General features: G+C 67.6%; 26 protein-coding genes. 15 read left to right on the forward strand and 11 right to left on the reverse strand.

All coding sequences use genetic code 11. The features are described from left to right. Positions 1–35 precede the first annotated feature (35 nt). On the forward strand, positions 36–1,796 hold the full coding sequence (locus FFS62_RS16775) for a DUF1302 domain-containing protein (RefSeq protein ID WP_171016359.1): 1,761 nt from the start codon (positions 36–38) through the stop codon (positions 1,794–1,796). 11 nt (positions 1,797–1,807) lie between these two features. Further along, on the forward strand, positions 1,808–3,160 hold the full coding sequence (locus tag FFS62_RS16780) for a DUF1329 domain-containing protein (protein WP_137973972.1): 1,353 nt from the start codon (positions 1,808–1,810) through the stop codon (positions 3,158–3,160). A gap of 23 nt (positions 3,161–3,183) precedes the next feature. On the opposite strand, the gene FFS62_RS16785 is transcribed toward FFS62_RS16780, so the two are convergent. Continuing rightward, positions 3,184–3,804, reverse strand: a complete 621-nt coding sequence (locus FFS62_RS16785; protein ID WP_137973973.1) for a TetR/AcrR family transcriptional regulator — start codon at positions 3,802–3,804, stop codon at positions 3,184–3,186. A gap of 179 nt (positions 3,805–3,983) precedes the next feature. Here FFS62_RS16785 and FFS62_RS16790 point away from each other — a divergent pair, with 179 nt between their 5' ends. From FFS62_RS16790 to FFS62_RS16800, 3 genes are read left to right on the forward strand one after another with little or no spacing between them, the layout of a single operon-like run. After that, positions 3,984–4,784: an alpha/beta fold hydrolase gene (locus tag FFS62_RS16790; protein WP_137973974.1), complete on the forward strand. Its 801-nt coding sequence runs from the start codon at positions 3,984–3,986 to the stop codon at positions 4,782–4,784. A gap of 53 nt (positions 4,785–4,837) precedes the next feature. Further along, entirely contained in the window at positions 4,838–5,719 is an 882-nt protein-coding gene (locus tag FFS62_RS16795) for an alpha/beta fold hydrolase (RefSeq protein ID WP_137973975.1), read from the forward strand. Between the two features lies 1 nt (position 5,720). After that, on the forward strand, positions 5,721–6,098 hold the full coding sequence (locus FFS62_RS16800) for a hypothetical protein (RefSeq protein WP_137973976.1): 378 nt from the start codon (positions 5,721–5,723) through the stop codon (positions 6,096–6,098). Here FFS62_RS16800 and FFS62_RS16805 read toward each other — a convergent pair. Beyond that, entirely contained in the window at positions 6,095–6,499 is a 405-nt protein-coding gene (locus FFS62_RS16805) for a DUF3301 domain-containing protein (RefSeq protein WP_137973977.1), read from the reverse strand. The two genes, FFS62_RS16800 and FFS62_RS16805, sit on opposite strands and share 4 nt — an antisense overlap. Before the next feature lie 128 nt (positions 6,500–6,627). Between FFS62_RS16805 and FFS62_RS16810 the strand changes: the two genes are divergently transcribed. The 4 genes from FFS62_RS16810 to FFS62_RS16825 all read left to right on the forward strand — a co-directional run bounded on the left by FFS62_RS16810 (position 6,628) and on the right by FFS62_RS16825 (position 10,270). Beyond that, positions 6,628–7,161, forward strand: a complete 534-nt coding sequence (locus FFS62_RS16810) for a zf-TFIIB domain-containing protein (RefSeq protein ID WP_137973978.1) — start codon at positions 6,628–6,630, stop codon at positions 7,159–7,161. Between the two features lie 8 nt (positions 7,162–7,169). Further along, positions 7,170–8,411 (forward strand): hypothetical protein, encoded by a 1,242-nt coding sequence (locus tag FFS62_RS16815; protein ID WP_137973979.1) that lies wholly within the window; start codon positions 7,170–7,172, stop codon positions 8,409–8,411. A gap of 62 nt (positions 8,412–8,473) precedes the next feature. Continuing rightward, positions 8,474–8,839, forward strand: coding sequence for a DUF2946 family protein (locus FFS62_RS16820; RefSeq protein ID WP_137973980.1), 366 nt, complete (start codon positions 8,474–8,476; stop codon positions 8,837–8,839). Between the two features lie 54 nt (positions 8,840–8,893). Next, complete coding sequence (locus FFS62_RS16825; RefSeq protein WP_137973981.1) at positions 8,894–10,270, forward strand: PepSY domain-containing protein; 1,377 nt, start codon at positions 8,894–8,896, stop codon at positions 10,268–10,270. Between the two features lie 41 nt (positions 10,271–10,311). On the opposite strand, the gene FFS62_RS16830 is transcribed toward FFS62_RS16825, so the two are convergent. Further along, positions 10,312–10,794: an acyl-CoA thioesterase gene (locus tag FFS62_RS16830; RefSeq protein WP_137973982.1), complete on the reverse strand. Its 483-nt coding sequence runs from the start codon at positions 10,792–10,794 to the stop codon at positions 10,312–10,314. Positions 10,795–10,976: 182 nt separating this feature from the next. On the opposite strand from FFS62_RS16830, the gene FFS62_RS16835 reads away from it, so the two are divergent. Further along, complete coding sequence (locus FFS62_RS16835; protein ID WP_137973983.1) at positions 10,977–11,684, forward strand: tetratricopeptide repeat protein; 708 nt, start codon at positions 10,977–10,979, stop codon at positions 11,682–11,684. 4 nt (positions 11,685–11,688) lie between these two features. Here the strand turns inward: FFS62_RS16835 and FFS62_RS16840 are convergent, their stop codons facing one another. Both FFS62_RS16840 and FFS62_RS16845 read right to left on the reverse strand, forming a co-directional pair. Continuing rightward, the gene (locus FFS62_RS16840) at positions 11,689–13,056 is read right to left on the reverse strand and encodes a glutamine synthetase family protein (RefSeq protein WP_137973984.1); all 1,368 of its coding nucleotides are present in this window, start codon (positions 13,054–13,056) and stop codon (positions 11,689–11,691) included. 42 nt (positions 13,057–13,098) lie between these two features. Beyond that, positions 13,099–14,490, reverse strand: coding sequence for an aspartate aminotransferase family protein (locus FFS62_RS16845; RefSeq protein WP_137973985.1), 1,392 nt, complete (start codon positions 14,488–14,490; stop codon positions 13,099–13,101). A gap of 189 nt (positions 14,491–14,679) precedes the next feature. Between FFS62_RS16845 and FFS62_RS16850 the strand changes: the two genes are divergently transcribed. From FFS62_RS16850 to FFS62_RS16870, 5 genes are all read left to right on the forward strand, one after another. Beyond that, entirely contained in the window at positions 14,680–15,342 is a 663-nt protein-coding gene (locus FFS62_RS16850; protein WP_137973986.1) for a GntR family transcriptional regulator, read from the forward strand. A gap of 103 nt (positions 15,343–15,445) precedes the next feature. Continuing rightward, a complete protein-coding gene (locus FFS62_RS16855; RefSeq protein WP_137973987.1) occupies positions 15,446–17,044 on the forward strand; it encodes a tetratricopeptide repeat-containing response regulator in 1,599 nt (532 codons plus the stop codon). Further along, the gene (locus tag FFS62_RS16860) at positions 17,041–17,721 is read left to right on the forward strand and encodes a sensor histidine kinase KdpD (protein ID WP_137973988.1); all 681 of its coding nucleotides are present in this window, start codon (positions 17,041–17,043) and stop codon (positions 17,719–17,721) included. Before FFS62_RS16855 ends, FFS62_RS16860 begins: the two co-directional genes overlap by 4 nt. Before the next feature lie 32 nt (positions 17,722–17,753). Beyond that, positions 17,754–18,434: a Fe2+-dependent dioxygenase gene (locus FFS62_RS16865; RefSeq protein WP_137973989.1), complete on the forward strand. Its 681-nt coding sequence runs from the start codon at positions 17,754–17,756 to the stop codon at positions 18,432–18,434. 307 nt (positions 18,435–18,741) lie between these two features. Then, the gene (locus FFS62_RS16870) at positions 18,742–20,127 is read left to right on the forward strand and encodes a pectinacetylesterase family protein (protein ID WP_218569295.1); all 1,386 of its coding nucleotides are present in this window, start codon (positions 18,742–18,744) and stop codon (positions 20,125–20,127) included. A gap of 3 nt (positions 20,128–20,130) precedes the next feature. Here the strand turns inward: FFS62_RS16870 and FFS62_RS16875 are convergent, their stop codons facing one another. From FFS62_RS16875 to FFS62_RS16900, 6 genes are all read right to left on the reverse strand, one after another. Continuing rightward, positions 20,131–20,769 carry a hypothetical protein gene (locus tag FFS62_RS16875; RefSeq protein WP_137973990.1) on the reverse strand — a complete coding sequence of 213 codons (639 nt, stop codon included), beginning with the start codon at positions 20,767–20,769 and terminating at the stop codon, positions 20,131–20,133. Between the two features lie 91 nt (positions 20,770–20,860). Beyond that, positions 20,861–21,268: an SMI1/KNR4 family protein gene (locus FFS62_RS16880; protein WP_137973991.1), complete on the reverse strand. Its 408-nt coding sequence runs from the start codon at positions 21,266–21,268 to the stop codon at positions 20,861–20,863. A 234-nt stretch (positions 21,269–21,502) separates the two neighbouring features. After that, positions 21,503–23,500, reverse strand: a complete 1,998-nt coding sequence (locus FFS62_RS16885; RefSeq protein ID WP_137973992.1) for a PhoX family phosphatase — start codon at positions 23,498–23,500, stop codon at positions 21,503–21,505. A 105-nt stretch (positions 23,501–23,605) separates the two neighbouring features. Further along, positions 23,606–24,055 carry a hypothetical protein gene (locus FFS62_RS16890; RefSeq protein ID WP_137973993.1) on the reverse strand — a complete coding sequence of 150 codons (450 nt, stop codon included), beginning with the start codon at positions 24,053–24,055 and terminating at the stop codon, positions 23,606–23,608. Between the two features lie 93 nt (positions 24,056–24,148). Continuing rightward, entirely contained in the window at positions 24,149–24,994 is an 846-nt protein-coding gene (locus tag FFS62_RS16895) for a Tim44 domain-containing protein (RefSeq protein ID WP_137973994.1), read from the reverse strand. 114 nt (positions 24,995–25,108) lie between these two features. Continuing rightward, a complete protein-coding gene (locus tag FFS62_RS16900) occupies positions 25,109–25,684 on the reverse strand; it encodes a TetR/AcrR family transcriptional regulator (protein ID WP_137973995.1) in 576 nt (191 codons plus the stop codon). Positions 25,685–25,707 lie beyond the last annotated feature (23 nt).

Here is a 25,707-nt window from a genome sequence, read left to right on the forward strand (position 1 = left end):
TCCGATTCCGATAAAAACAACAGCTGGAGGTCATCGTGGCATATCAAGGAAGAGGCCTGGCGGTCGCCGGCCTGGCGTTGCTGGGCGCGCTGCCTGTCGGGGTGGCGCAGGCGTTTCAGGTGCGTTCGGGGGACTGGACCACCTCGCTCGACACCACCGTCTCCTACGGCGTCAGTTACCGCATGGAAGGCCAGGACGACAAGCTGATCGCTCGCGCCAATGGCGGCAGCGGCAGCAACGCGGGGCTGATCAACTCCGACGACGGCAACCTGAACTTCCGCAAGGGCGACCTGTTCTCCGAGATGGTCAAGGTCGTCTCGGAGATGGACCTGCGCTACCAGGAGCGCCACGGCGTGTTCATCCGCGGCCGCGCCTTCTACGACTTCGAGCTGGAAGACGACTCGCGCCGCCACCGCGAGATCAGCGACGGCGGCCTGGACGAAGCCGGCTCCAGCATCGATCTGCTGGATGCCTTCGTCTACGGCAGCTGGACGGTCAACGAGCGCGACCTCAACGCCCGCCTGGGGCGCCAGGTGATCAATTGGGGCGAGGGGCTGTTCTATCAGAACGGCATCGGCGCGACCAACCCGGTGGACATCAACGCCCTGCGCGCACCCGGCTCGGAAGTGAAGGAGGCCTATATGCCGACCTTCATGGTCTACGGCTCCTACGAGCTGCGCGACAACCTCACCGTGGAGGGCTACTGGCAACCCGGCAAGGCCTGGGAGGCCTCGAAGATCGACCCCTGCGGCACCTACTTCTCCACCCTCGATCCGCTCGGCGAAGACTGCGAGTACCTGTCCGCCTCGCCGCTGCAGGAGCAGGCCACCGGTCTGGCCGGCCCGGCCATGGCCTTCGACAGCCCGGAGGCGGCCCAGGCCTATGTCGACAGCCTCGGTCCCGGGCTGGTCAATGGCCTGCTGCGCGCCTATCTGCCGACCACCTTCATCCCGCGTGCCCAGGACATCGACGGCAACGACTCGGCCCAGTACGGCCTGGCCCTGCGCTGGTACGTGCCGGAGCTGAACGACACCGAGCTGGGCTTCTACTACCTGCGCTACAACATGCAGGTGCCGATGATCGGCCTGACCGTCGGCCAGCCGGTGATCCTGCCGGTGGTGGGCGCGCTGCCCAACGCCAGCAGCTCGCGCTACTACGCCGAGTACCTGGAGAAGCGCGACCTGTTCGGCATCAGCTTCAACACCTCGATCGGTGGCGACAGCATCTTCAACGGCCTGTCCCTGGCCGGCGAGCTGAGCTACCGGCCGGACACGCCGATCGCCCTCGGCCTCAACGAGTACCTGCCGATTGCCCTGCTCAATCCCCAGGGCCTGCCGACCGGCACCCACATCGACGGCTATCGCGAGAAGGACATGTTCCAGGCCTCGCTGGCCACCATCTACAACTTCAACGGCCTGCTCGGCTCGGACTCGGCCGCGCTGTTCTCCGAGCTGGTGGCCAGCCGCGTGCAGGGCCTGGAGTCCGACGTCGACTACTACGAGGCCACCAGCAGCGCCTATGGCGCCCAGGCCAGCCTGCAGCTGACCTATACCAACGTGTTCAACCTGGTGAACCTGGTGCCCAGCCTCGGCTACCAGTACAGCATCAACGGCGTGGCGCCCCAGCTCACCAACGGCTTGGACGAGGAGGCGCAGAGCTGGTCGGTGGGCCTGGACGCGATCTACCAGGAGTCCCTGACGGTCGGCGCCAAGTACGTCGGCTACAGCGGTGGCGGCATCTCCAACAAGCGCACCGACCGCGACTACCTGACCTTCAACGTCAAATACAGCTTCTGAGAGGGAACGCCATGCATCGCCTGAGAATCACCCTGCTGGCCGCCGCCCTGCTGGCCGCCGCACCGACCATGGCCCAGGTCGGCGCTGACCAGGCCGCTCGCCTCGGCCAGGACCTCACCCCGCTGGGCGCCGAGAAGGCCGGCAATGCCGCCGGCACCATCCCCGCCTGGGACGGCGGCCTGCCCCGCGACAGCGCCGCCTTCGACGCCAAGGCCGGCTACAAGGACCCCTACGCCGCCGACCAGCCGCTGTTCAGCATCAGCGCCGCCAACGCCGAGCAGTACCGCGCCAACCTCAGCCCCGGCCAGCTGGCCATGCTCAAACGCTATTCCGCGAGCTGGAAGCTCAACGTCTACCCGAGCCGCCGCTCGGCCTCCTACCCGGACAAGGTGTACGCGGCGATCAAGGGCAACGCCACCAGCGCCAAGCTGATCGAGAACGGCAATGGCATCGCCGATTTCCATACCGCCACGCCGTTCCCGATCCCGCAGTCGGCGCTGGAAGTGCTGTGGAACCACCTGGTGCGCTACCGCGGCGACAGCGTCAAGCGCTACTACGCCCAGGCGGTGCCGCATGCCAGTGGCGACTACTTCATGACCCAGATCGAGGACCTGTTCCTGTTCAACCAGGACGCCGGTGACTACGCCAAGGACAACGGCAACGTGCTGTTCTACTTCCGCCAGTCGGTATTGGCGCCGGCGCGCCTGGCCGGCACCGAGCTGCTGGTCCACGAGACCGTCAACCAGGTCAAGGAGCCACGCCTGGCCTGGCTCTACGCCGCCGGCCAGCGCCGCGTGCGACGCACGCCGAACGTGGCCTACGACTCGCCCGGCACCGCCTCCGAGGGCATGCGCACCACCGACAACTTCGACATGTTCTCCGGCGCGCCGGACAAGTACGACTGGCAGCTGGTGGGCAAGCAGGAGCTGTACGTGCCCTACAACAGCTACCGCTTCGCGGCCAAGACCAACAAGTACAGCGACATCGTCAAACCCGGCCACGTCAACCCGGACCTGCTGCGCTACGAGCTGCACCGCGTCTGGCACGTGCGCGCCACCCTCAAGGCCGGCCAGCGCCACCAGTACAAGCAGCGCGATATGTATTTCGACGAGGACAGCTACCAGATCCTGGTGGTGGACCACTACGACAACCGCGACAACCTGTGGCGCCTCGGCGAGTCCTACACCATCAACCTGTACGACCAGCCGCTGGTGTGGACCAAGGGCGACGCCGTATATGACCTGATCGGCGGCCGTTATGTGATCGGCATATTGTCCAACGAAGAGCCGGCAGACCAGTTCGATATCGCCCTGCGACCGACCGACTTCACGCCGGCGCAATTACGCCGCGACAGTCGCCGCTAAGTTAGACAGATATATAAGCGAGTTTAACTTTGCGCAACTTGCAGGTAGTTGCAGACCAGCCGGGAAAGTTCTGCCGGGAGAACTTCCCGGGGGGTCACGCCGAGGCTGCCGACCATGGTGAAGTAGTTCAGCCCGGAGAGCAGCAGATGGGCGCTGAGATCGGCGGCCTGTTCGGGGACAGCATGCTTCAGGCTGTCGCGGTGGCTCAGCACGATGCGGCCGAAGGCCTGGCCGATATAGGCGTTGAGCTGGTGGAAACGCTCGCGGAACTGCGGGTCCATGGAGCTGCGGCGGATCAGGGCGCGGAGCAGGCCTTCGCTGCCGTCGAACAGGCGCACCACGCCGCGGATGAAGGCCTCCACCTGGGCGTCCAGCGGCAGCGCCTGGCGCGTCAGGTCCGCCACCAGGGCGTCGACGGCGGCGCGGCTCTGTTCGACGAAGCGCTCATGCACGGCGTACAGCAGGACGTCCTTGTCACCGAGCAGGCGGTAGAAGGTGCCGACCGAGGACTCGGCCAGCTGGGCGATCTGGGAGATGCCGGTCTCTTCGAAATGGTTGTTGGCCAGCAGATCGGCAGCGACGTTCAGGAAGCGTTCCAGAGCCTTCTTGCTGCGTGCCTGGGTGGGACTGGCAATGCTGTACATGATCAATTCTCGATACGGCGCAGGTCGATTCTAGGGGGTTTGCCAGGGCAAGGCAAATAACGCAAGAGTGCAATAAGAAGACGCCGGAAAGTTATCCGAACGAGCAACTAATTTAATGGCCGAAGTATGCTCGGCAAGTCCGGTTTATTGTCATTGATAAATGCAGGGAAGAACTTTTCATGAACTATCTGAACTTGCCCAATGGCCGTTTCGCCTATATCCGCCAGGGCCAGGGTGCCCCCGTGTTGCTGTTGCACGGGCTGGGTTCTTCGCTGCTCGACTGGCAACCGCAGATCGAGCATCTGGCGCAGCATTGCGAGGTGATTGCCATGGACGTGCGCGGCCACGGCCAGAGCGAGCCGCTGCGGGCGCCGGTGAGCATGGCCGAGCTGGCCGGCGACGTCGCCGCGTTCATCCGTGCCCTGCAGATCGCGCCGTGCATCCTGGTGGGCATCTCCATGGGCGGCATGCTGACCTTCCAGCTGCTGGCCGAGCATCCCGAGCTGGTGCGCGCGGCGGTGGTGATCAACAGCGCGCCGAGCTTTCCGGTGGACTCCTGGAAGGTGCGCGGGCAGATCTGGCTGCGCCTGGGCCTGGTGCGCCTGCTCGGCCTGCCGACGCTGGCGAAGGTGCTGGCCGGCAAGCTGTTCCCCAAGCCCGAGCAGCAGGCATTGCGCGAGCTGGTGGCGGAGCGTCTGGCGAGCAACGACCGCACCTCCTACCTGCACGCCATGCGCGCCATTCCCGGCTGGTCGGCACTGCCGGCGGCGGGCAGGGCGCGGGTGCCGCTGCTGGTGGTCAGCGGCGACCGCGACTACACCCCGCTGGACTACAAACGCGGCTATCTCGATCAGCTGCACGACGCGCGTCTGGAGGTGATCGAGGACTCCGGCCACGCCACGCCGCTGGACCAGCCGCAGCGGCTGAACCGGCTATTGCAGGCCTTTATCGCCGAGCATTCGGCACCTTTGTCGGCCTGACTCGCCCGCGCCGCGCCGCTACACTGGCCGCAGTTTCCGCTGCGGCTTTTTCTATGCAACTGCTCCCCTGGTCCCATCCGACTTCTGCCGGCTTCACCCTCACCGGCTGGCACAGCCCGCCCTCCGGCAAGCCGCTGCTGCACTTCCTGCATGGCAATGGCTTCTGCGGGCGCACCTACGAGCCGTTGCTGGCCGACCTGGCCGCGCACTTCGACCTGTGGCTGTGCGATGTGCAGGGCCATGGCGACACCGAGCACGGCGGCCGCTTCCATGGCTGGAACCGCAGCGCCGAGCTGGCGGTGGAGGCCTTCGAGGCCGGCCGCGGGATCTTCGGTGAAGTGCCGCGCTTCGCCCTTGGTCACAGCTTCGGCGGGGTGCTGACCAGCCTGATCCTGGCGCGCCATCCGCAGCTGTTCCGGCGCGCCGCTTTGCTCGACCCGGTGCTGTTCAGCAAGGCGATGATGGGCGTGATGGCGCTGTCCGAATTGGTCGGCCTGCACCGGCGCAACGTCATGGCGCAGAAGTCGGCGGCGCGTCGGCGCCACTGGCCGGACCGCGCCAACGCCTTCGACCTGCTGCAGGGCCGCGGCATCTTCCGTGGCTGGACCGATGCCGCGCTGCAGGCCTATGTCGATCATGCGTTGAAGGAGGCGGCGGACGGCGGCGTGGAGTTGAAGTGCCGACCGAGCCGCGAGGTGGACATCTTCAGCTCCTTCCCGCGGCGCCTGTGGCCGTCGCTGGCCCGGCTGAGCACCCCGACCCTGCTGCTGTACGGCAACAAGACCTATGCCTTCGTCGGCCAGTCGGCCAAGCGGCTCAGCGGGCTGAACCCGGCGGTGAGCATCGCCGAGGTGCCCGGCGGGCACTGCTTCATGCAGGAGCATCCCGCCGACACCGCCGCGCGGGTGCTGGCCTTCCTGCAGTCCGAGGCCTGAGATGGGCGCCAGCCGCGAGGATGTGTGGCTGGCGCTGTCCGAACTGTGGCTGGACAACCAGCTGGACCAACACGACCACCGCCATATCGCCGCCGTGCTGCACGCCAGCGCCTTGCCGCTGGCCGAGCTGCAGGCCGTCTATCTGGAGGAGGTCGCGCCGTTGCTATGGGGCAACCACTGGGTGACGGCGGGTGTCTGGAGCGGCTTCGACCCCCTGTGGCTGAGTGCCGGCTGCCGGGTCAACCAGGCGCGCCGCGCGAGTCGCTGGCACCGCTGGCGCTGCCGTCTGCTGCGCAAGCCGATGACCTACGCGGCCGAGCCGGAATGGCGACAGGTACTGCTGTGCCTGGAGAAATTGCAGGGGCAAGGAGAGGCTTAGTCGACCCGGCGCTGATCGTCCGGGCGCGGGTGGCTGCGCCGCCAGTCGTCGAGCTGGATCACCTTGTCGTCCAGCTGGGGCGCGGCGTGGAAGGGATGCGCCTGCAGCTCGATGCCGCCGAACTGGCGGCCATACATGCTGATGCTGCCGCTCAGGCGCTGCTCGCCGGTGACGGTGAACTCGAAATCGTAGATGCGCGCCACCCGGCGCTGGCCGCGGGCATCGCGGACCAGGGCCAGGCGGCGGAAGGCGACGTTGCCGTCGAGCAGCTCGATATCCAGCTTGGCGCAGTGCTGCTTGGCCAGGGCTAGCGCGCCCTCGCGAATGCCATGGCCACGCCACAACCAGGCGCAGGCGGTGGCGAACAGCATCAGCAACAGCACATCCAGCAGATCGATCATGGGGGCTCCGGCAGTCACAGCCCAAGCTTAACCGATCCGTGACGCCTCGCTCAGCCCGCGCTTGAGCCGGCCGGACTTCTTGGATAGGGTCGCGCCCAGCGCTTCATCACCGAGAAAAGGACTTTTCCATGCATTGCCCCGCCTGCCGCGACTCGCAACTCAAACCGACCAAGCTCGACGACGGCCTGCTGGCCCATGGCTGCGAGCAGTGCTCCGGCGCCCTGGTATCGCTGCTCTACTACCGCGACTGGGCCGAACGTGCGCCGCACAGCGAGGTGGCCGAAGCCGGATTGCAGGCCGAGCCGGCCAGCGAAACGCCGCAGGCGCTGACCTGCCCGAAGTGCGCCAAGCTGATGAGCAAGTTCCAGATCAGCGGTACCCGCGGCAATCGCCTGGACCTGTGCAGCTCCTGTGACGAGGCCTGGCTGGATGGCGGCGAATGGCAGCTGCTCAAGGCCCTGGAGCTGAGCCGCAAGATGCCGGCGATCTTCAGCGAGGCCTGGCAGCGCCGGGTGCGCCAGGAGAGCGCCGAGCAGGCCCGCCGCGAACGCTTCACCCGCCTGGCCGGCGCCGAGGCCGTGGCCCGCGCCGACGAGATCCGCGCCTGGCTCAAGGACCATCCGCAGCGCCGCGAGCTGCTGCACTACATCGGTCACGAGTGAGGCGGGCGATGAAGAAGTGGCAGAAAACCCTGCTCGGCACCGTGCTCGTGCTGGGCGCGGGCGCCTGGCTGTGGTGGCAGGACGAAGCGCTGAACCCGCAGGCCAAGGCCTGGCTGGAGGAGCCGGCGGCACCCGCCGACAGCGCCGCCTACTACCAGTTGCTGGGCCTGGATGCGCCCGCCGGCCAGGACCCGCAGAAGGTCGGTCGTCAGCTGGCGCAGGCGCACCGCCAGTGGCGGGCCGAGCATGGCCCGTACGATCTGATGGCTCCTGCCACCGAAGGCGCACATATCGAGCTGCCCGGAAAAGAGCTCTGCGCACTCGGCGAAGTCGATTGCCTGCAGCAGCTGCGCGAGAATCGCGAGGGGCTGGCCGCTTTGCTGAACCGCCATGCCGAGCTGTTGCGGCGCTACGAAGACCTGCTGGTGCTGAACGACTACCGCACCCTCAGCCCGCCGCGCGTGGACGAGCCGCTGGCCAACTTCACCACCCTGGATCGTGCTAACCGGTTGCGTGGCGCCCAGGCCCTGGCGCTGGCCGAAGATGGGCGCGGCGCCGAGGCCCTGGCCCTTTTGCAGCAGGACGTGCGCCTGCTGCGCCAGTGGCTGGCGCGGGCCGACAACCTGATCCTGAAGATGGTGCTGGTACGCCAGCTGGGCAACAAGCTGGATGCCATCGCCGTGCTGCATCGCGCCGGTCTGGTGCCGCGTCCCGCGGCGCAGCCAGCGTTGAGCGAGGCGGAGCGCTCGTTGGAGGCTCCCATGCAGCGCGAGTTCGCCCTGGTGGGCTCCGGCCTGCTGAGCCTGGTGAACGATCCGCAGTCTGCTGGTGTACCCGAATGGCAGCTGCGCCTGATGTACAAGCCACATATGACGGTCAACGACAGTCTGCCGGACTACCTGCGGGCGGCCGCCAATTCGCGTCTGGACACCGCAGCCTTCGTGCGGGTCCTGAGAATCCCGGTGCGCAGCAAGACGAGCTTCTGGCGCCGCCTGCGCAATCCGGTCGGCGCGATTCTCGGTGACGTCGCTATGCCCGACTTCAACCTTTTTCTGGCGCGCCTGCACGATCTGGACGCCAAGCTGACCTTGTTCAACGCCCTGGGCCAGGCGGTTCCCAAGGCTGACAATCCCTACCGGCCTGGCCAGAGAGCGCTGTGGAACGAGAAGTTCCAGGCCTACTGCTTCAGCGGGCCGCTGAAGGACAAGCAGGGTTGCTGCCTGCCCTGGCCTGCGCCGCCGGTGCAATAGCGGCTATGCTTGCACCCGGGGCGCGCTGGCGCCCCTTCCTTTGCCGAACCGGATAGCCGTCCTTGCCCTCGACCCGCCACCTACAGAGCACCGCGCGCCTGGCCCTGCTGGCCATGTTCCTGCTGCTGGCCGCGCCGCTGTTTTCGCAGGGCCTGGCGAGCGCCGCGTCGACGCCCGCCTGGCTGAGCGAGATGGCCTGCGGCGAGGGTGGCCACGACCAGCTGCCGCACGACCAGCCGCTGTGGGCCCAGTGCGGCTACTGCACCCTGCTGCTGTCCAGCCCGGCGCTGACCGGCACCCTGCTGGGGCTGGATGGCGCGGCGATCTTCGTTGCCACGATTCCCGCCATGGTGCTGTCCACAGTGCCGGGCGAACCGGTCATCCCTCACGACGCGCCGCCGCGCGCACCGCCGCAGCGCTCCGTCTGATCCTTTCCATAGGGCCGCAGAGCCCTTCGATTCGACCATCGCGGAGCATCACTCGTGAGCAAGCCCAAGGTTTCCTTCTACAACCTGGCCTGGCGCTGGCACTTCTACGCCGGCCTGTTCGTCATTCCCTTCATGATCCTGCTGGCGCTGACCGGCATCGTCTATCTGTTCAAACCACAGCTGGACCAGCTGATGTACGCCGAGCTGCTTCAAGTACAGCCGGCTGGCACGCCGCTGTCCGCCGATCAGCAGCTGGCGCGCCTGCAGCAGGCACTGCCCCAGGCCCAGGTCAGCCAGTACCTGCCACCGGCAGCCGCCGAGCACAGCGCGCAGTTCGTCGCCACCCTCGACGGGCGCAAGACCAACCTGTTCCTCGATCCCTACAGCGGCGCGCTGCTCGGCCGGCAGGATGCGCAGAACAATCTGCAGGCCATCGCCCGTGCCCTGCACGGCGAGCTGCTGATCGGCCCGCTCGGCGACCGCCTGATCGAGCTGGCCGCCGGCTGGGGCATCGTCCTGGTGGTGTCCGGCCTGTATCTCTGGTGGCCGCGCGGGCAGGGTGGCGCCGGCGTGCTGTGGCCGCGCCTGTCCGCCCGCGGGCGTCTGCTGTGGCGCGACCTGCATGCGGTGACCGGTTTCTGGGGCAGCGCCGTGCTGCTGTTCATGCTGCTCACCGGCATGACCTGGACCGGCTTCTGGGGCGCCCAGTTCGCCGGGGCCTGGAACCATTTCCCAGCGGCGATGTGGGATGTGGTGCCGCAGTCCGACCTGCAGGCGCGCAGCCTCAACACGGCGGCCGACCAGACCGTGGCCTGGGCGGTGGAAAACACGCCGCTGCCGCAGTCCGACCCGCACGCCGCGCACAACGGCCATGCCCCGGCTGCCGCGCCGGTTGCGGCGGCGCGCATTGGCCTGCAACAGGTGGTCGACACTGCCAGCCGCCTCGGCGTGCAGCCGGGCTACAGCATCAGCTTCCCGGCGGACGACAAGGGCGTGTTCACCGTCGCCCTCTTCGCCGACGACCCGCGTAACGACGCCACCCTGCACCTGGACCAGTACAGCGGCAAGGTCCTGGCGGACCTGCGCTGGGCCGACTATGGCCTGGTGGCGCGGGCGGTGGAGAGCGGCGCGATGCTGCACGAAGGCAAGATGTTCGGCCTGGCCAACCAGTTGCTGATGCTCGCCGTGTGCCTGCTGATCCTGCTCGGCTCGATCAGTGGCCTGGTGATGTGGTGGAAGCGTCGACCCCAGGGAAGCCTGGGCGTGCCGCCGCTGCGTCACGACCTGCCGCTGTGGAAGGGCGGAGTGGCGATCATGTTCGGTCTCGGCCTGTTGTTCCCGCTGGTGGGCGCCTCGCTGTTGCTGGCGCTGCTGCTGGACTGGCTCGGCCAGCGCCTGTCCCGGCGCGGAGCTGAGGCAGTCGCCAGCTGAGAGCTGGCGCACCCGCCATTGCGGCGGGTGCGCCGGAGTGCTCAGCCCTCGCTGTCCAGGGACTGGTAGCGCTGCTCCAGTTCCTGGCGGATGGCCCGGCGTTTCTGCGCCAGCTGGTAGCGGCGCTGCTCCTCCGGGGTTTCCGGCTGCAGGGCCGGTACCGGCATGGGCTGGCCGTGCTCGTCCATCGCCACCATGGTGAAGAAGCAGCTGTTGCTGTGGCGCACCGAGCGCTCGCGGATGTTCTCGGTGATCACTTTGATGCCGATCTCCATGGAAGTGCGCCCGGTGTAGTTGACCGAGGCGAGGAAGGTTACCAGTTCGCCGACATGCACCGGCTCGCGGAAGATCACCTGGTCCACCGACAGGGTCACCACGTAGCAGCCGGCGTAACGGGCGGCGCAGGCATAGGCCACCTCGTCGAGGTATTTGAGCAGGGTGCCTCCGTGTACGTTGCCGGAAAAGTTGGCCATGTCCGGGGTCATCAGCACGGTCATGGAGAGTTTGCTGGTTGCGAGTTCCATCTTGTGTCTCATAGGCAGTTTTAAGGTGCTGGCGATGCAGTCCTGCGGGGTCTGCTTGTTGTTATAGGTGCTGCCTGTGTACTTCGCTTTGCCAGCGCGGCGCACCATGCAACTTTGCGGCCGTTGCCCGGCGGCTGCGCGGCGGAGCCGTTAAGCTTGGGCTTTCGCCAGGGAGGACGGACATGCGCATTCATCTACTTGCCCTACTGCTGCTGCCTTTTGGGGCGCCCTGCACTGCGGCGCAGCAGCCTTGCGACAGCCCCGCCGCCTGCAACCAGGCCGGCACGGCCGCCTACCAGGCGGGCCTGTACGCCGAGGCCATCGAGGCCTTCGAGCGGCAGCTGAACCGTGCCGAGCAGGCTGAGGATCGGCCGGCCCAGGAGCTGGCGCTGAACAACCTGATGCTGGCCAACCTCAAGGCCGGGCATGCCGGCATGGCCCGCGCCTGGTTGCAGGTGGCGCTGCGCAACGACTTCGATGGCCCCGCCACCCACCACAACCTGGCCAAGGTCGGCGAGCGCGACCTGTCCGTGCTGTCCGGCGTGGTGGAGGGCGAGTATCGACGCTACGCCGGCCAGGCGGCCTGGAGCACCCTGCAGATCCGTCGCGAGGGCACGGGTTATCGCGCCTCCTTCGCACCGATCCGCGCCGGCCGCGATGTGCAGGAGTGGGGACCCGCGGCCATTGGCGAGCTGGACGGGCGGCTGAGTGGCACCGGCGATTATTTCGAGCTGCAGGATGCCGGCCTGGCGACCGAGTGCAGGGTGCAGCTGCTGCGTGACGGTCTACGCCTGCGGGTGCTGGAGGTGTTCGCCGACGTCTGCCAGGAATACGGCGGCGCCGGCATCAGCGTGGCCGGCGACTACTTCAAGGTAGAGGCCGGCCGCTGATCTCTCAGGCGTGGGTCAGGTACCAGCGCCAGTCCTGCTCGCCGACCTCGCCCATGAACTGGCCGAACTCGGCCCACTTGATCGCCAGGAATACCTTGAGGAAGTCCTCGCCCAGTGCCTGCTTGGCCCAGCTCGACCGCTCCAGGTTGCGTAGCGCGGTCAGCCAGTCGGTCGGCAGGGTCTCGCGGGCCTGCTCGTAGCCGTTGCCGACGATGGCCTCGCCTGGGTCGATCTGGTTGCGGATGCCGTGGTGGATGCCGGCGAGGATCGCCGCCGCCGCCAGGTAGGGGTTGGCATCGGCGCCGCAGATGCGGTGCTCCACATGCCGGCTCTTGGCCGGGCCGCCCGGCACGCGGAACGACACGGTGCGGTTGTTCACCCCCCAGCTCTTGGCCAGCGGCGCGTAGCTGTTGGCCTGGAAGCGGCGGAACGAGTTGGCGTTGGGGCAGAAGATCGCCAGGGCGTCGTTGAGCGTGGCCATCATCCCGCCGATCGCATGTTTCAGCAGCGGTGTGCCGTGAGGGTCTTCCGAGGCCATCAGGTTGTTGCCTTCGGCGTCGGCCAGCGACACGTGCATATGCAGGCCGCTGCCGGCCAGGTCGCCAAACGGCTTGGCCATAAAGCAGGCTTGTAACCCATGTTTATTGGCCACGCCCTTGACCAGGCGCTTGTAGCGCACGCCTTCGTCGACCGCCTGCAGCGCGTCGAAGCGGTGCTCCAGGGTCAGCTCGACCTGGCCAGGGGCGTATTCGGAGATCGCCGTGCGCACCGGCAGGCCCTGTACTTCACAGGCGGCGTAGAGGTCGTCGAGGAACGGCTGCAGCTGCTCCAGTTCGTACACGCCATACACCTGCGGTGCCTGCGGGCGCACGCCGTTGGCCTGCAGCGCCGGCTGCGGGCGGCCATTGGCGTCGCGCTGCTTGTCCAGTAGATAGAACTCCAGCTCCACCGCCATCACCGGGTGGTAGCCGTCGGCCTTGAGCGCCTCGATGGCGCGCACCAGCACGTGGCGCGGGTCGGCCGGACTGGCCGGCAGGCCCTGGGTCGGGTGCATGCTGACCTGCAGCTGGCCGGTGGGCACCGTGCGCCAGGGTTGCAGGGTCAGGCTGCCGGGGATCGGGTAGGTCCAGCAGTCGGCGTCGGCCACTTCCCAGACCAGGCCGCTCTCTTCCACGTCCTCGCCCTGGATGGTCAGCGCCAGGATCGAGCTGGGCAGCGGCCGGCCGTTCTCGTAGATGGCCAGCAGCTCGTCGCGGTGCAGCAGCTTGCCGCGCGGGATGCCGTTGGCGTCGATCAGCATCAGCTCGATGCTGCGCACTTCGGGATGGGCGGCGAGGAAGTCGCGGGCTTCCTGGGGATTGGCGAATTGCATGGATACCTCTTCGTGTTCTGTAGCCCGTGCTCGTTGTTCGGATTATTCGCGGGCGCCGGGGATGGCCAGCAGCTCGGTGAGGGCCTGGTCGAGCATGCCGATCAGCTTGTCCACGTCGTCTGCCGTGGTGCTCGGGCAGCACAGGGTCATATTGTGGAACGGGGTGATCAGGATGCCGCGGTTGATCAGGTACAGGTGCAGAGCCATCTGCAGCTCGTCGTGGAAGGCCGCCTCGGCCTCGGCGCCGGTCTTCGGCGACACCGGGCAGAACTGGAATTCGCTGCGCGCGCCCAGCTCGGTCACCGACCACTTGAGGTCGTGCTTGCCGATCAGCGTGCGGAAGCCGTCGGCCAGGCGTTTGGCCAGCGGCAGCATGTGCGCGTAGGCGGCCGGGGTCATCACCTGTTCCAGGTTGGCGCGCATGCAGTGCATGGCCAGGGCGTTGGCCGACAGGGTGGTGCCCATGCCGCTGTGGCCGTGACCGTGGCTGTCTGCGCTGGCGCGTTTGCGCGATTCGGTCATGGCCTCGGCCATCGCCGCGCTGCAACCGAAGATGCCGCACGGCACGCCGCCGGCGATCGGCTTGCCGACCACGAAGAAGTCCGGGTCGAGGTTCCACAGCTGGGTGCAGCCACCGATATCGGTGGAGATGGTGTGGGTCTCGTCGATGATCAGCAGCGCGCCGTATTTGCGGGTCAGCTCGCGGCACTTCTGCATGAAGCCCGGCTCGGGCAGCACCATGCCGATATTGGTCATCGCCGGCTCGCAGAGCAGGGCGCAGACGTCGCCTTTCGCCAGCGCGGCCTCCAGCGCCTCGACGTCGTTGAACGGGATCGAGCGGCTGTACTGGGTCAGGTCGTAGGCCTGGCCGACCAGGCCGGAGCGCGGCACGGTCTCGCCTTCGCGGTAGCGCACCATCACGTCGTCGACGGTGCCGTGGTAGCAGCCGTCGAACACCAGCAGGGTCTTGCGCTCGGTTATCGCGCGGGCCCAGCGCAGCACGTAGCGGTTGGAGTCGGTGGCGGTGGCCGTGACCTGCCAGAATGGTAGGCCGAAGCGCGCCGCCAGCAGTTCGCCGCAGACCACGGCGTCTTCACCCGGTAGCATGGTGGTCAGGCCGTTGTTGCCCTGTTCGGCGATGGCGCGGGCGATCGGGTCCGGGGAATGGCCGAACATGGTGCCGGTGTCGCCCAGGCAGAAGTCGATGTACTCGTGGCCGTCCACGTCATAGAAGCGCGCGCCCTTGGCGCGTTCGACGAACAGCGGCACCGGGGTCGACCAGTCGGCCATCCAGTGCATCGGTACGCCGCCGTACAGGGAGTGGCGCGCACGCTCGGCCAGAGCCACCGACTTCGGATTGCGGGCGAGGAAACGCTCGCGCTCGCGGTCGGCGAAAGTCTCCACGGCGGACGGGCTGATACCACTGGCAGTCATGTTGCACACCTCGTTCGAATTTCCGCACATGCTATTTTGTGATCACAGAAATAGCAATGAGTGGTTTAATCGAGCCTAGAAAGCGCTTTTGGCGCATTTATGTGATCACAAATTATCAGGAGTAGACCATGCGTGAATGTTCCCTGACCCTCAGCCAGCTTCCCGCACCGCCACGGGGCCACTGAAATCATGGCCGATAATCTGCAGGAAAGACTGTACCAACGAATCCGCGAAGGGCTACTCGCGGGGCGCTTCCAGCCCGGCGAGCGCCTGAAGATCCGCGACCTCGCCGCGGAGTGGGGCACCAGCCCGATGCCGGTGCGTGCCGCGCTGCAACGCCTGGTCGCCGAGGGCGCGCTGGAGGGCGAGCCACAGCGCTCGGTGCGGGTGCCGCTGATGACCCGCGAGCGCTACCAGAACATCTTCCAGGTGCGCCTGGGCCTCGAAGGCCTGGCCGTGGAGCTGGCCACGCCGCACCTGAGCCCCGCCGACATGGCCGAGCTGCGCGACTGCGTGCAGCGCATGGATGTGGCCATCGAGCAGCGCCAGGTGCAGGACTACCTGGAGGCCAACAGCCGCTTCCATCTGCGTCTCTACGGCGCCTGCGGCAATCCGGTGCTGCTGCGCAGCATCGAGTCGCTGTGGCTGCAGATCGGCCCGTTCTTCAACCGCCTGTTCACCGGCGCCGATCTGTCGCTGCGGCTCAACGACTTCCACGAGGAAGCCTTCGCCGCCATCGAGGCCGGCGACGCCAAGGCCGCGCGCAAGGCGATGGAGCAGGACCTGATCTACTTCGCCCGCTTCCTCCTCAACCTGCTGGAACTGGAAGGCACGCAGCCGCGCGCCCGCTGAGGCCGGGGTCCAGGGGCCTGTCTCGACTGGGTAATAGTCCTGATCGAGACAGGCCCGATTCCTGGCTTACACTGAACCTCCCCGGCCCCAGGAATGCCCTTCGATGCAGGATTACAGCCAGCAGCGCTTTCTGATCGTTGACGACTTCAACGACTTCCTCAGCTCGGTCAAGGCCATGCTGCGGGAGATGGGTGCGCGCGACGTGGATACCGCCAACCGTGGCGAGGAAGCCATCGCCATGTGCCGGCAGAAGCGCTACGACATCATCCTCCACGACTACAACCTGGGCGCCGGCAAGAACGGCCAGCAGGTGCTGGAGGAGCTGATCGCCGCACGCCTGATCAGCCACCTGTGCATCTTCGTCATGGTCACCGCCGAGAGCAGCCAGGCCATGGTGCTCAGCGCCCTGGAGCACGAGCCGGACGCCTACCTGACCAAGCCGTTCAACCGTGCCAGCCTGGCCCAGCGCCTGGACAAGCTGATGGAGCGCAAGACGCTGCTCAAGCCGGTGCTGCAGGCGCTGGACAAGCAGGACCCGGCCGAGGTGCTGGCCGCCTGCGACCGCCTCAGCCAGCAGGACAAGCGCCTGCTGCCGCTGTGCCAGCGCTACAAGGCCGGCGCCCTGCGCGAGCTGGGCCGCAGCGAGGAGCTGGAGCGCCTGCTCAATGCCGTGCTGGCCGACCGCGCCATTCCCTGGGCCTACCAGGGCCTCGGTGCGCTGCTGCTGGCGCGGGGCGAGCACCTGCATGCGCGGCAGATCTACGAGAAGGCGCTGCAGACCTTTCCCATGCAGCCCGGGCTGTACGACGGCCTGGCCGCCGTGCTCGACGCCGAGGGTGACGCCAAGCGCGCCCAGGAAATACTCGAGGACGCCGTGCGCCTGTCGCCCCTGGCCATCCGCCGCCAGGCCCAGCTGGGCAAGCTGGCCATGCGCAACGAGGATTTCGCCGGTGCCGCCAAGGCCTATCGCAGCGCCATGGAGCAGGGCCGCCACTCGCGCTTCAAGAGCCCGGAAAACTACCTGGGCCTGAGCCAGGCGCTGATCGCCGGCGCAGGCGAGGAGGGCCTGGACAAGCGCGCCCAGGCCGAGATCAACCAGACCCTGGCCGAGTTGGACAACCAGTACGCCAACGACCAGGCGCTCAAGGTACGCTCCCGCCTGATGCAGGCCAGCAGCCTGCACAAGTCTGGCGACCCGGTGCGTGCCGCGCAATTGGCTGAGCAGGCGGTGGCCGGCCTCGATCAGCTCGGCGAGTTCTTCTCCGCCGAGGCGGCCCTGACCCTGGCCACCCAGCTCAAACAGCTGGGCGAGGCCGAGGCCGGCGAGGGCCTGCTGAAGAGCTGCGTGGAGATCTATGGCGATGACCCGGCCGTGCTGCAGGGCGTGGCCAGGCTGACCAGCGATCCGTCCATCCTCGGCAGGGCCAAGGAGGCGGTCGAGCTCAACCGCCAGGGCGTGCGCGCCTACCAGCTGAGCCGTTTCGGCGACGCCCTGGAGCTGTTCCGCCGGGCCCTGGCGCTGCAGCCGAAGAACATCAGCATCGCCCTCAACGCCGCCCAGTCGCTGCTGCGCGCGGGTGGCGAGCAGGCGGAGCTCGCCGAGGAATGCCGCGCCTGCCTCGACGCAGTGCGCATGATCCCGCCCAGCGACCCGCGCTACGAGCGCTACCAGCAGCTGCGCCGTCGGGTGTTCGGCGAATGAGCGGGCTGGACTTCTCCACGGTCATCGCCTCCACCGTGCACGACATGAAGAACTCCCTGGCCATGCTCGGCCAGGCCCACGCCCAGTGGCTGGCGCAGTTGCCGGAAGAGCTGCGTGGCGGCAGCGAGCGCGGGGTGATCGAATACGAGTTCGCTCGTCTCAACGGCATGCTGGTGCAGCTGCTCGGCCTGTACAAGCTGGGGGTCAACCAGCTGCCGCTGCGCCCCGGCTACCAGGAGGTGGAGGACTTCATCTGCGCCCAGCTGGCGCGCCACGACGAGGTGCTGCACAGCCGCAGCATCGCCGCCCGCTGCGAGGTGGAGGAGTTCGACCTGATGGGCTTCTTCGACCAGGAGCTGCTCGGCTCGGTGGTGGCCAACGTCATCGCTAACTCGATTCGTTACGCGCGCAGCGCCCTGCTGATCAGCGCCCGCGAGGAAGACGGCCAGCTGCTGCTGAGCATCAACGACGACGGCGTCGGCTACCCGACGGCCATGCTCGACCAGCAGGCCGACTACGTGCTCGGCCTCAACCAGAGCAGCGGCAGCACCGGCCTGGGCCTGTACTTCGCCGCGCGCATCGCCGAGCTGCACGAGCGCAACGGCGTGCGCGGGCGCATCGAACTGCGCAACGGCGGGCCGCTGGGCGGCGGCGAATTCCGCATTTATCTGCCCTAGCCCGGCCTCATGCGCATTCGAGAGGTGCCCCGATGCTGTTGCATGTTCCAAGGGTGCTTAATGCGCAGCAGGTCGCCACGTGTCGACAGCTGCTGGAGCAGGCACATTGGGTGGATGGAAGACACAGCGCCGGGCCAGCTTCGGCGCGGGTGAAGAACAATCTGCAGTTGCCTGCCGACAGCGCCGAGGCACAGCAGCTGGGGCAAACAATTCTCTCCGCGTTGGAGAGCAATGCGTTGTTCCTGTCGGCGGCATTGCCGCGCCGCGTATTGCCGCCGCGCTTCAACTGTCACAAACCGGGCCAGGCCTATGGGCTGCACGTGGACAACGCGGTGCAGCGCCTCGCCGATGGCGAGCTGTTGCGCTCGGACCTGTCGGCCACCCTGTTCCTCACGCCCCCTGAGGAGTACCAGGGCGGCGAGTTGGAGATAGTTGCAGGCCTGGCCAGCAACCGCATCAAGCTGGCGGCGGGCGACCTGCTGCTCTATCCGGCCACCAGCCTGCACCAGGTCTGCCCGGTGACCCAAGGTAAGCGCCTGTGCGCGTTCTTTTGGCTGCAGAGCATGGTGCGCGATGCCGAGCAGCGGCGCCTGCTGTTCGAGCTGGACCAGAACATCCAGCAACTCTCCCGGGAGCTGAACAAGGATCACGCCAGCCTGCTGCAGCTCCGTGGTCTGTACAGCAACCTGGTGCGCCGGTGGGCGGATATCTGAGCGGAGTTCCCGGCGTGGCCGGATGGCGGTTACGGCACCTGCCCCAGGCCACTTGCGCGGGGCGTCAGCAGCCAGTGGTGTCTCTTCTCTGCCTTGCTGCCGATGCCAGGCGATGCCAGTGCTATCGCGGTGGTTAGCATCTTTTGCCGGTCTATCCCGAATCAATATAAGGGCGCTTTGGGCCTTCACGGCGCCATGTACTAGCGTGCCTCTGGTACCCCGTCCCGCACGCGGGACCATCGCGCAGCATGGAGGCGTCCGGCAGTAGTCCGTGCTCGTACAACAAGAACAAGACGAGGACACGCTGATGAAGTCTGCCTTGCTGACCTGCTGCCTGTGCGTCATGGCCCTGCTGGCCACCCCGGCCCACGCCGAACTGGGTGACTACAGCTTCTGGAAGACCCTGCTCAACCTGACCATGCCGCCGCCGGCGGACAACAAGGTCACCCCCGAACAGGGCCTCGGCCCCTATCCGCTGCTGAACAACCCGGGCGGCTTCAACGCCGGCTTCAAGCCCGGCAACTACTACGGCTGGCAGACCGTGCAGCTGGCGCCGCAGACCGGCGCGGTGTGCGGCAACGGCTCGCCCTACAAGTTCTTCGTCAACCGAGTGCCCAATACCACCAACACCATCATCTACCTGGAAGGTGGTGGCGCCTGCTGGGACTACGCCAGCTGCACCGGGCAGAACGGCATCCGCGGGGCGCGCAACCCCGACGGCATCCCCGACGACTACATGAGCCTGCTCAACCCCGGCGCCAGCCTGGTCAGCCCGCTGGTGGTGCGCCTGCACCCCTGGACGCGGACCAAGCCGCAGAACTGGAACATGATCTACGTGCCCTACTGCACCGGCGACATCTACTCCGGCGACAAGGTGGCGGTGTACGAGGACCCGCAGAACCAGAAGCCGCCGCTGATCTGGCACCATAACGGCCTGCGCAACACCCGCGCCGTGGTGGCCTGGCTGAAGAACAACCTGCCGCGCCCGGCCCAGCTGCTCACCACCGGGTGCAGCGCCGGCGGCGCCGGCAGCCTGACCAACTACGTGGGCATCCGCCAGGACATGGCGCCGACCCGCGGCTTCCTGCTCGACGACTCCGGCCCGGTGTTCAGCGCACCGCCCGGCAGCGATATTGCCCAGTACCCGTCGCGGCCGCTGCAGGACTATATCCGCGCGGCCTGGGGCCTCAACGAGGGGCCGGTGCCCTACCTGCAGAGCCGCCTGCCGGGCCTCGATGGCGCCGACCTGGGCAGCCTCTATTCGGCGCTGTCGAGCAACCTGCCAGGTGATCGCCTGGGCCACACCCACTTCTGGCAGGACCTCAACTACTCGTCCTACTCCTACGAGCGCTTCCATCCGGACATCATCAACGCGCCGGACGCCGCCACCAAGGAGGCGCTGATCCACGCCAAGTGGGCGGTGGACACCGAGCGCCTGCGCGGCCAGCTGACCAACCTGGGCAACTTCGGCGGCTACTTCCCGCAGTACCGGGCGGTGAACGAGAGCCACTGCACCAGCATCATCGAGTTCGCCAACTCGGATATCCAGGAGCAGAACCTGCAGCTCGACCACTTCGTCAACAACCTGCTGGAGGGCAGCGGCACCGTGCTGTCGGCCTCGGAGAGCAGTGACGCGGCGGACAAGGCCAAGCCGTTCAATCTGCTCTATTACATCCTCGACCAACTGCTCTAGGGCTTATTGATACGCCTGCTCTCGCGCCTCCTGCAGGCGCTGGCGCAGGTACTGGTCGCGGCTCAGGCCGTCGGGAATGCTGTCCATGCTCAGCACCTCGTCGACGATGCGTTTCTCGTCGGACTTGTACTGGGAGAAGCGTGCATCGGAGGTCTTGTTGCGCGCTTCGCGCTCCTGGCTGAGCGCCTGGTAGCGGGCGACCAGGGCATCGGCGCGGGCCTTCTGCGCGTCCTCGTCGCCACCCTCGGCCTGGGCCAGGCCGACCTGCAGCAACAGCGCCTCGCTCAGCGCCAGCTCACCGGCCGCCTCGCGCCGGTCAATCTCCTTGGCCAGGGCCGCCGCGCGCTGGCGCCGCTGCGCCTCGTCCAGGTCGGCGGCGGACTTGATGAAGCCCTGGTAGTCGGCGCCGAACTGCAAGCGGGCCTGGTAGTCCTGCACGGCGGGAGCGTCGAGCAGTGCCCGCTGGGCGCTCGGGTCGAGTGAAGGGGCGTCAGCACTATCGCTGGCCGGACTCGGCGCCGTTGCTGCGGTGGACGATGTGTCGCTGGCCGGCTCGGAGCCGGCCAGGCCCAGCCACAGGCCGCCGCCGACGGCGAGGCCCGCGAGACCGGCGGCTAGCAGGCGGGAAGTGATCTTGGCCATTGCCCTGAGTCCCTGGGGTGCACAGGTTGCCAGTTAAGCCCATGGCCAGGGCGGCTTCCAGCGTGGCGGCGGCGGTCGTCAGCCGGCCGGCTCAGCTCTCCAGCCACACGTCGCGGCACCAGTGCCACACCGAGTCCCAGCTCTCGTCGGTCAGCTCGCCCTCGCTGCCGTCCCACAGCCAGACGGTGCCTTCCACGTCCACCGCGTAGTAGTCGCGGCCGTCCTGGCACAGCGGCACCAGGTCCCGCGGCAGGCCGCGGTCCCAGGCTACCGAGGCGACTTCCGGCAGGTAGGTGTGCGAATGCGGGTCGCTGGCGGTCACCGGCTCCAGGCGGCCGTAGACCACGTCGCTGACCTTGAGCAGGTACTCGCGCAGCTCGAAGGGCAGGTGGATGAGAAGCTGCTCCTGGATCTCCACCAGGGTCTCCTCTTCCGGTAGCTCCAGCGGCACCGGCACCGGCTCGTTGAGTTCGCGCAGCTGATCGATGACTTCTTCCACGGGGCGTCTCCTGGCAAGCGGGATTCGGCTAGAGGGTAGCCGATTGGAGGCGCGTTTTACCCTGTGTGACGGCCAAGGGGAAGTAGCCCGGATGCAATCCGGGGGCGGAGTTGCCGGCTTTCCCGGATTGTATCCGGGCTACGACCTCGAGCTGCCAGGCTACAGAAGCGAGACCATGCCCGTCTTCAAACAGAAAACCCGGGCAAGCCCGGGTTTCGTTGGTGCAGAGCGGCCCTACATCAGGCGCTTGCCGTCCTCGCGGGTGATCACCACGGTGGCCGAGCGCGGGCGGCGGCCCGGGCCGTCCGGCCAGGTGCTGAGCAGGTTGCTGGCGGTGGAGCCTTCGCCCGGGTGCTGGATATTGACGAACAGGGTGCGGAAGTCCGGCGTGGCGCTGATGCCGGTGACCTCGGCGCCGATCGGGCCGATCAGGAAGCGCTTGATCTCGCCTGTGCGCGGGTCGGCCACCAGCATCTGGTTGTGGCCGAACGGGCCGCTGGCCAGCTGGCTGCCGCTCATGTCGGTCTGGATCCACAGGCGGCCGTCCGGGTCGAACCACAGGCCGTCCGGGCTGGCCAGGATGCTGGCGTCGCCGAGTGGCTGGCCGTTGGGGCCGCGGCTGTCGGACTGCGGTCCGGCGAGCAGGAAGATGTCCCAGTTGAAGCGCTTGCCGGCGTGGTCGCGGCGGTCTTCGCGCCAGCGGATGATGTGCCCGTAGGGGTTGGCCGCGCGCGGGTTGGCGGCGTCCGCCACGGTGCGCGAGCTGTTGTTGGTGAGGGTGAAGTAGACCTCGCCGTTGTCCGGGTTGACCGCGCCCCACTCCGGGCGGTCCATCTTGGTGGCGCCGGCGATGTCGGCGGCCAGGCGGGTGTTGATCAGCACCTCGCCCTGGTCGGCGAAGCTCACCCCGGCGGCGGCGCAGGCGGCCTGGAAGGCCTTGTCGCGCAGGTCCAGGGCCAGCCAGTCGCCGCTGCCGTCGGCATTGAAGCGCGCCACGTAGAGGGTGCCCTCTTCGAGCAGGCGACCGGGCTGACGCAGCAGCGGCAGGTACTTGCCACGGCTGACGTACTTGTAGATGTACTCGTTCTGCGAGTCGTCGCCGGAGTAGCACACCAGCGGGCGCCCGGCCTGCACCGGGGCGAAGATCAGGCCTTCGTGGGCGAAGCGGCCGAGGGCGCTGTGCTTGACCGGGGTGGAGTCCGGGTCGAAGGGATCGATCTCGACTATCCAGCCGAAATGGTTGGGCTCGTTGCGATAGTCGCCGCTGGCGTCGGCGGCCTTGCGGGTGGCGTCGAAGCGCTGGAACTCGTCGCCGGGCAGGGTCTCCCAGCCGAAGCGGCTGGTGCTGCGCAGGCCGTAGCGCTTGAGCTCGCGCGGCAGCTCGGCGTCGCGCGTGGCGAAGTAGCCGGCCCAGTTCTCCTCGCAGGTGAGGTAGGTGCCCCAGGGCGTGTAGCCGTTGGCGCAGTTGTTCTGGGTGCCGCGACTGGCGGTGCCGTTGGGGCTGTGCAGGGTCTTGAGCAGCGCATGGCCACGGGCCGGGCCGACCATCTGCATCGGCGTGGCGGCGGTGACGCGGCGGTTGTAACGGCCGGGCACCACCTGCCAGTCGCCGAAGCGGTCGCGGCGGATCTCGACGATGGTCACGCCGTGGGCGTTGATTTCCTTGCGCACTTCGTCGGCCACGGTACGCAGGCCGTTGACCGTGGTCGGACCGTTGGGGTGAAGCAGCGGCGCGTCGATGTACTCGTTGTTGAACACCAGCAGGCCGTGGTTGGAGCGGCGCCCGCCGCCATGGCGGCCGTCGATGGGGAAGAAGTGCATGCCGTCGTGGTGCATGCCGACCTGCTCGGCCTGGTCCTGGGCGCTGTTGCTGGCGTCTTCGAGGAAGGCCGGGAAGCGCCCGCTGATTGGCGTGCCCCAAGGCACGCAGACGCTGGCGCGGTAGCCGGCAGGCACCGTGATGCTGTCGGCGCGGCCCACCGGCAGGGCGTCGAAGGGCAGGCGGTTGCGCTTGCCCCAGCCGTGCCTGACACCCTTGGCGCTCTGCTCGGCCGCCTCGACGGCCTGCGGCAGCACGCCGAGAAAACCGAGCGCGCCGACGGCCACGCCACCGGCGAGGATCTGCCGGCGGCGCTGGTCGATCAGCTCGCTCATGTGCGGGTTGCTGGAATGGTTGCTGGGGAGTTCATCACCGCTGCCAAACAGCACGGCGTTGTGGTCATCGAGGCTCACGGTTCGGTTCCTTCTGCGGAGGAGTTGCGGCGGAGCCATGACGCTAGCGAGCAAAGAAGACGGAACGATGACGCTGCTGTGGCGAATCGACGGGGTGCGTGCTGGTTAACGTTTCTGTTGGCGGCGCTGTGCGGCGCCGCTCATCAGGCGCGCGTCGAGCAGGGCGTGGTGGGGGATGTCGGCCTCGGCCAGATCACTGAGCAGCTCGGCGTCTTCGCGGCAGCGGACATGCTGGGGCAGGCCGCCCGCGCCGAGCAGTTCGAGCAGCAGTGGCCAGTCCCAGGCCAGGGCGTCGCTGACGATTTCCACCTCGGCGTAGTTGGCGAGGAAGGCACGTAGCGCGTTGCCCGCCTCGGCGCGGCTGCGCCCGTGGCGGGCCAGGTCCAGCTGCGGCAGGACAATCTCGTGGACGAAGGTGGAGCAGTCGGCCGGGCTCCAGCCGTCGCTCAGTTCCACGTAGAACTCGGCGCCGTTCGGGTCGACCAGGGCCAGGCTGATCAGCCGGTTGTCGGCCGTGAGGTTGGTGAATTCGGTATCCAGGAACAGGGTGCGCATCGCCGCTTCCTTGCCGTGATCTGGCGGCACTCTAGCAGCCGTGCGGGCAGAAAAAACCCGGGACTGGCCCGGGTTCTTCACTGCGCGATGGGATCAGCCGTTCTGGCGGATACCGGCGACCAGCCAAGGCTGGTTGTCGCCCGTGGCGCGCTCCATGCGCCAGCTTTCGCTGAAGGGCTCGCCCTGGTCGAAGCGCGAGGTCTTGGCCACGCCGCGGAAGGTCAGGGTGGCCACGGCCTTGTCGGCCAGCTCGTCGATGCCGTCCAGCTGCACTTCCAGGTCATCGATGTAGGTGGACTGGTAGCCATCGCCCATGCTGGCGCGTTCTTCCTTGAGGAAGCTGAGCATCTGCGGGGTGACGAACTCGGCGATCTTGTCCATGTCGGACGCGTCCCAGTGCTGCTGCAGGGCCAGGAAGTGCTCGCGGCCGGCGTTGACGAAGCGCTGCTCGTCGAACCAGGCCGGGGCATTGAAGGCCGGGCGCGCAGCTGCGGCGGAACCGCCGAAGATCGGCTGCTGTTGCGGCATCTGGCGCTGGAACGGAGCACCGGCGCCGGCGGGTTGGCCGTGCGCCTGGCGCTGCCGACGGGCGGCCAGCAGGCGGAAGATGACGAAGGCGATCAGGCCGATGATCAGGAAGTCGAAGATCTGCATGCCCTGGAAGCCGTCGCCCATGAACATCGAGGCGAGCAGGCCACCGGCGGCGATGCCGGCCAGCGGGCCGAGCCAGCGCGAGGCACCACTGGCGGGGCGGCCAGCAGCGGTGGTGCTGTTGGTGGCGGCCGGCTGGCTGGCCTTGGGCGCATCCGCCTGGCGGGTCTGGTGAGTCGGCGCGGAGCCGAACGATTTGCCGCCGCCCATGCGCTTGGCGGCGCTGGCGTCGAGGCTGAGGGTCAGACCCAGGCACAGGGCCAGGGTGATGCTGAGAAAACGCTGCATGAGGGGTAATCCCGCTGAGGTTGTGATTCGCGCGCCATGCTGCCGCAGTGTTGGGACCCTGGCCAGTCGCAGAATGTTTCCGGATTTATGTGCGGCCGCTCCGACCCGCTCCGCCTAGCGCAACAGCCAGCCCAGCGGCCCGCAACGCAACAGGCGGCGCAGCAGGGCCCGCTGGTCGGCCTCGTTCTCCTCGGGGTGGCGCAGCCAGTGCACGAAACTGCGCAGGAAGGCCGCACTGAGCAGGCTCTCCTCGGCCACACGTGACAGGTGCAGGTTCTGCCGCCGCGCCGCTTCGCGCCACCACTGCACGGTACGGCTGACCCGCAGCAGGGCGCCGGCCTGCAGGTGGATATGGCCGAGCTCCAGCTTGTACAGCAGCATCTGCCCGGTCAGCGCGCGGTGCGCGGCCATGCCGGCCAGCCAGGCCATATGTAGTTCTTCCAGGCGCTTGCTGGCACTCAGGGCGGCGAGATCGGCGCCCTTGGCGCGCTCGAACAGCGCCTGGTCGGCGCGATCCAGCCAGGCTTCGACCAGATCGTCCTTCTGCCCGTAATGCCGGGCAATGGCGCCCAGGTCGCAGTCCAGCGCTGCGGCCACGTCATGCAGATACAGGCGCTCCCAGCCGCAGGTTTCGGCCAGGTCGAGGGCGGTATCGAGGATCTTGTCGGCGGTTGGCGTCGAGCGGGGCATGTGGATTACCTCCGCTCGACAGT

Origin of the sequence: Pseudomonas sp. F(2018), assembly GCF_005508865.1 — a bacterium.
In the GTDB taxonomy this organism is placed as follows: Bacteria; Pseudomonadota; Gammaproteobacteria; order Pseudomonadales; family Pseudomonadaceae; genus Aquipseudomonas.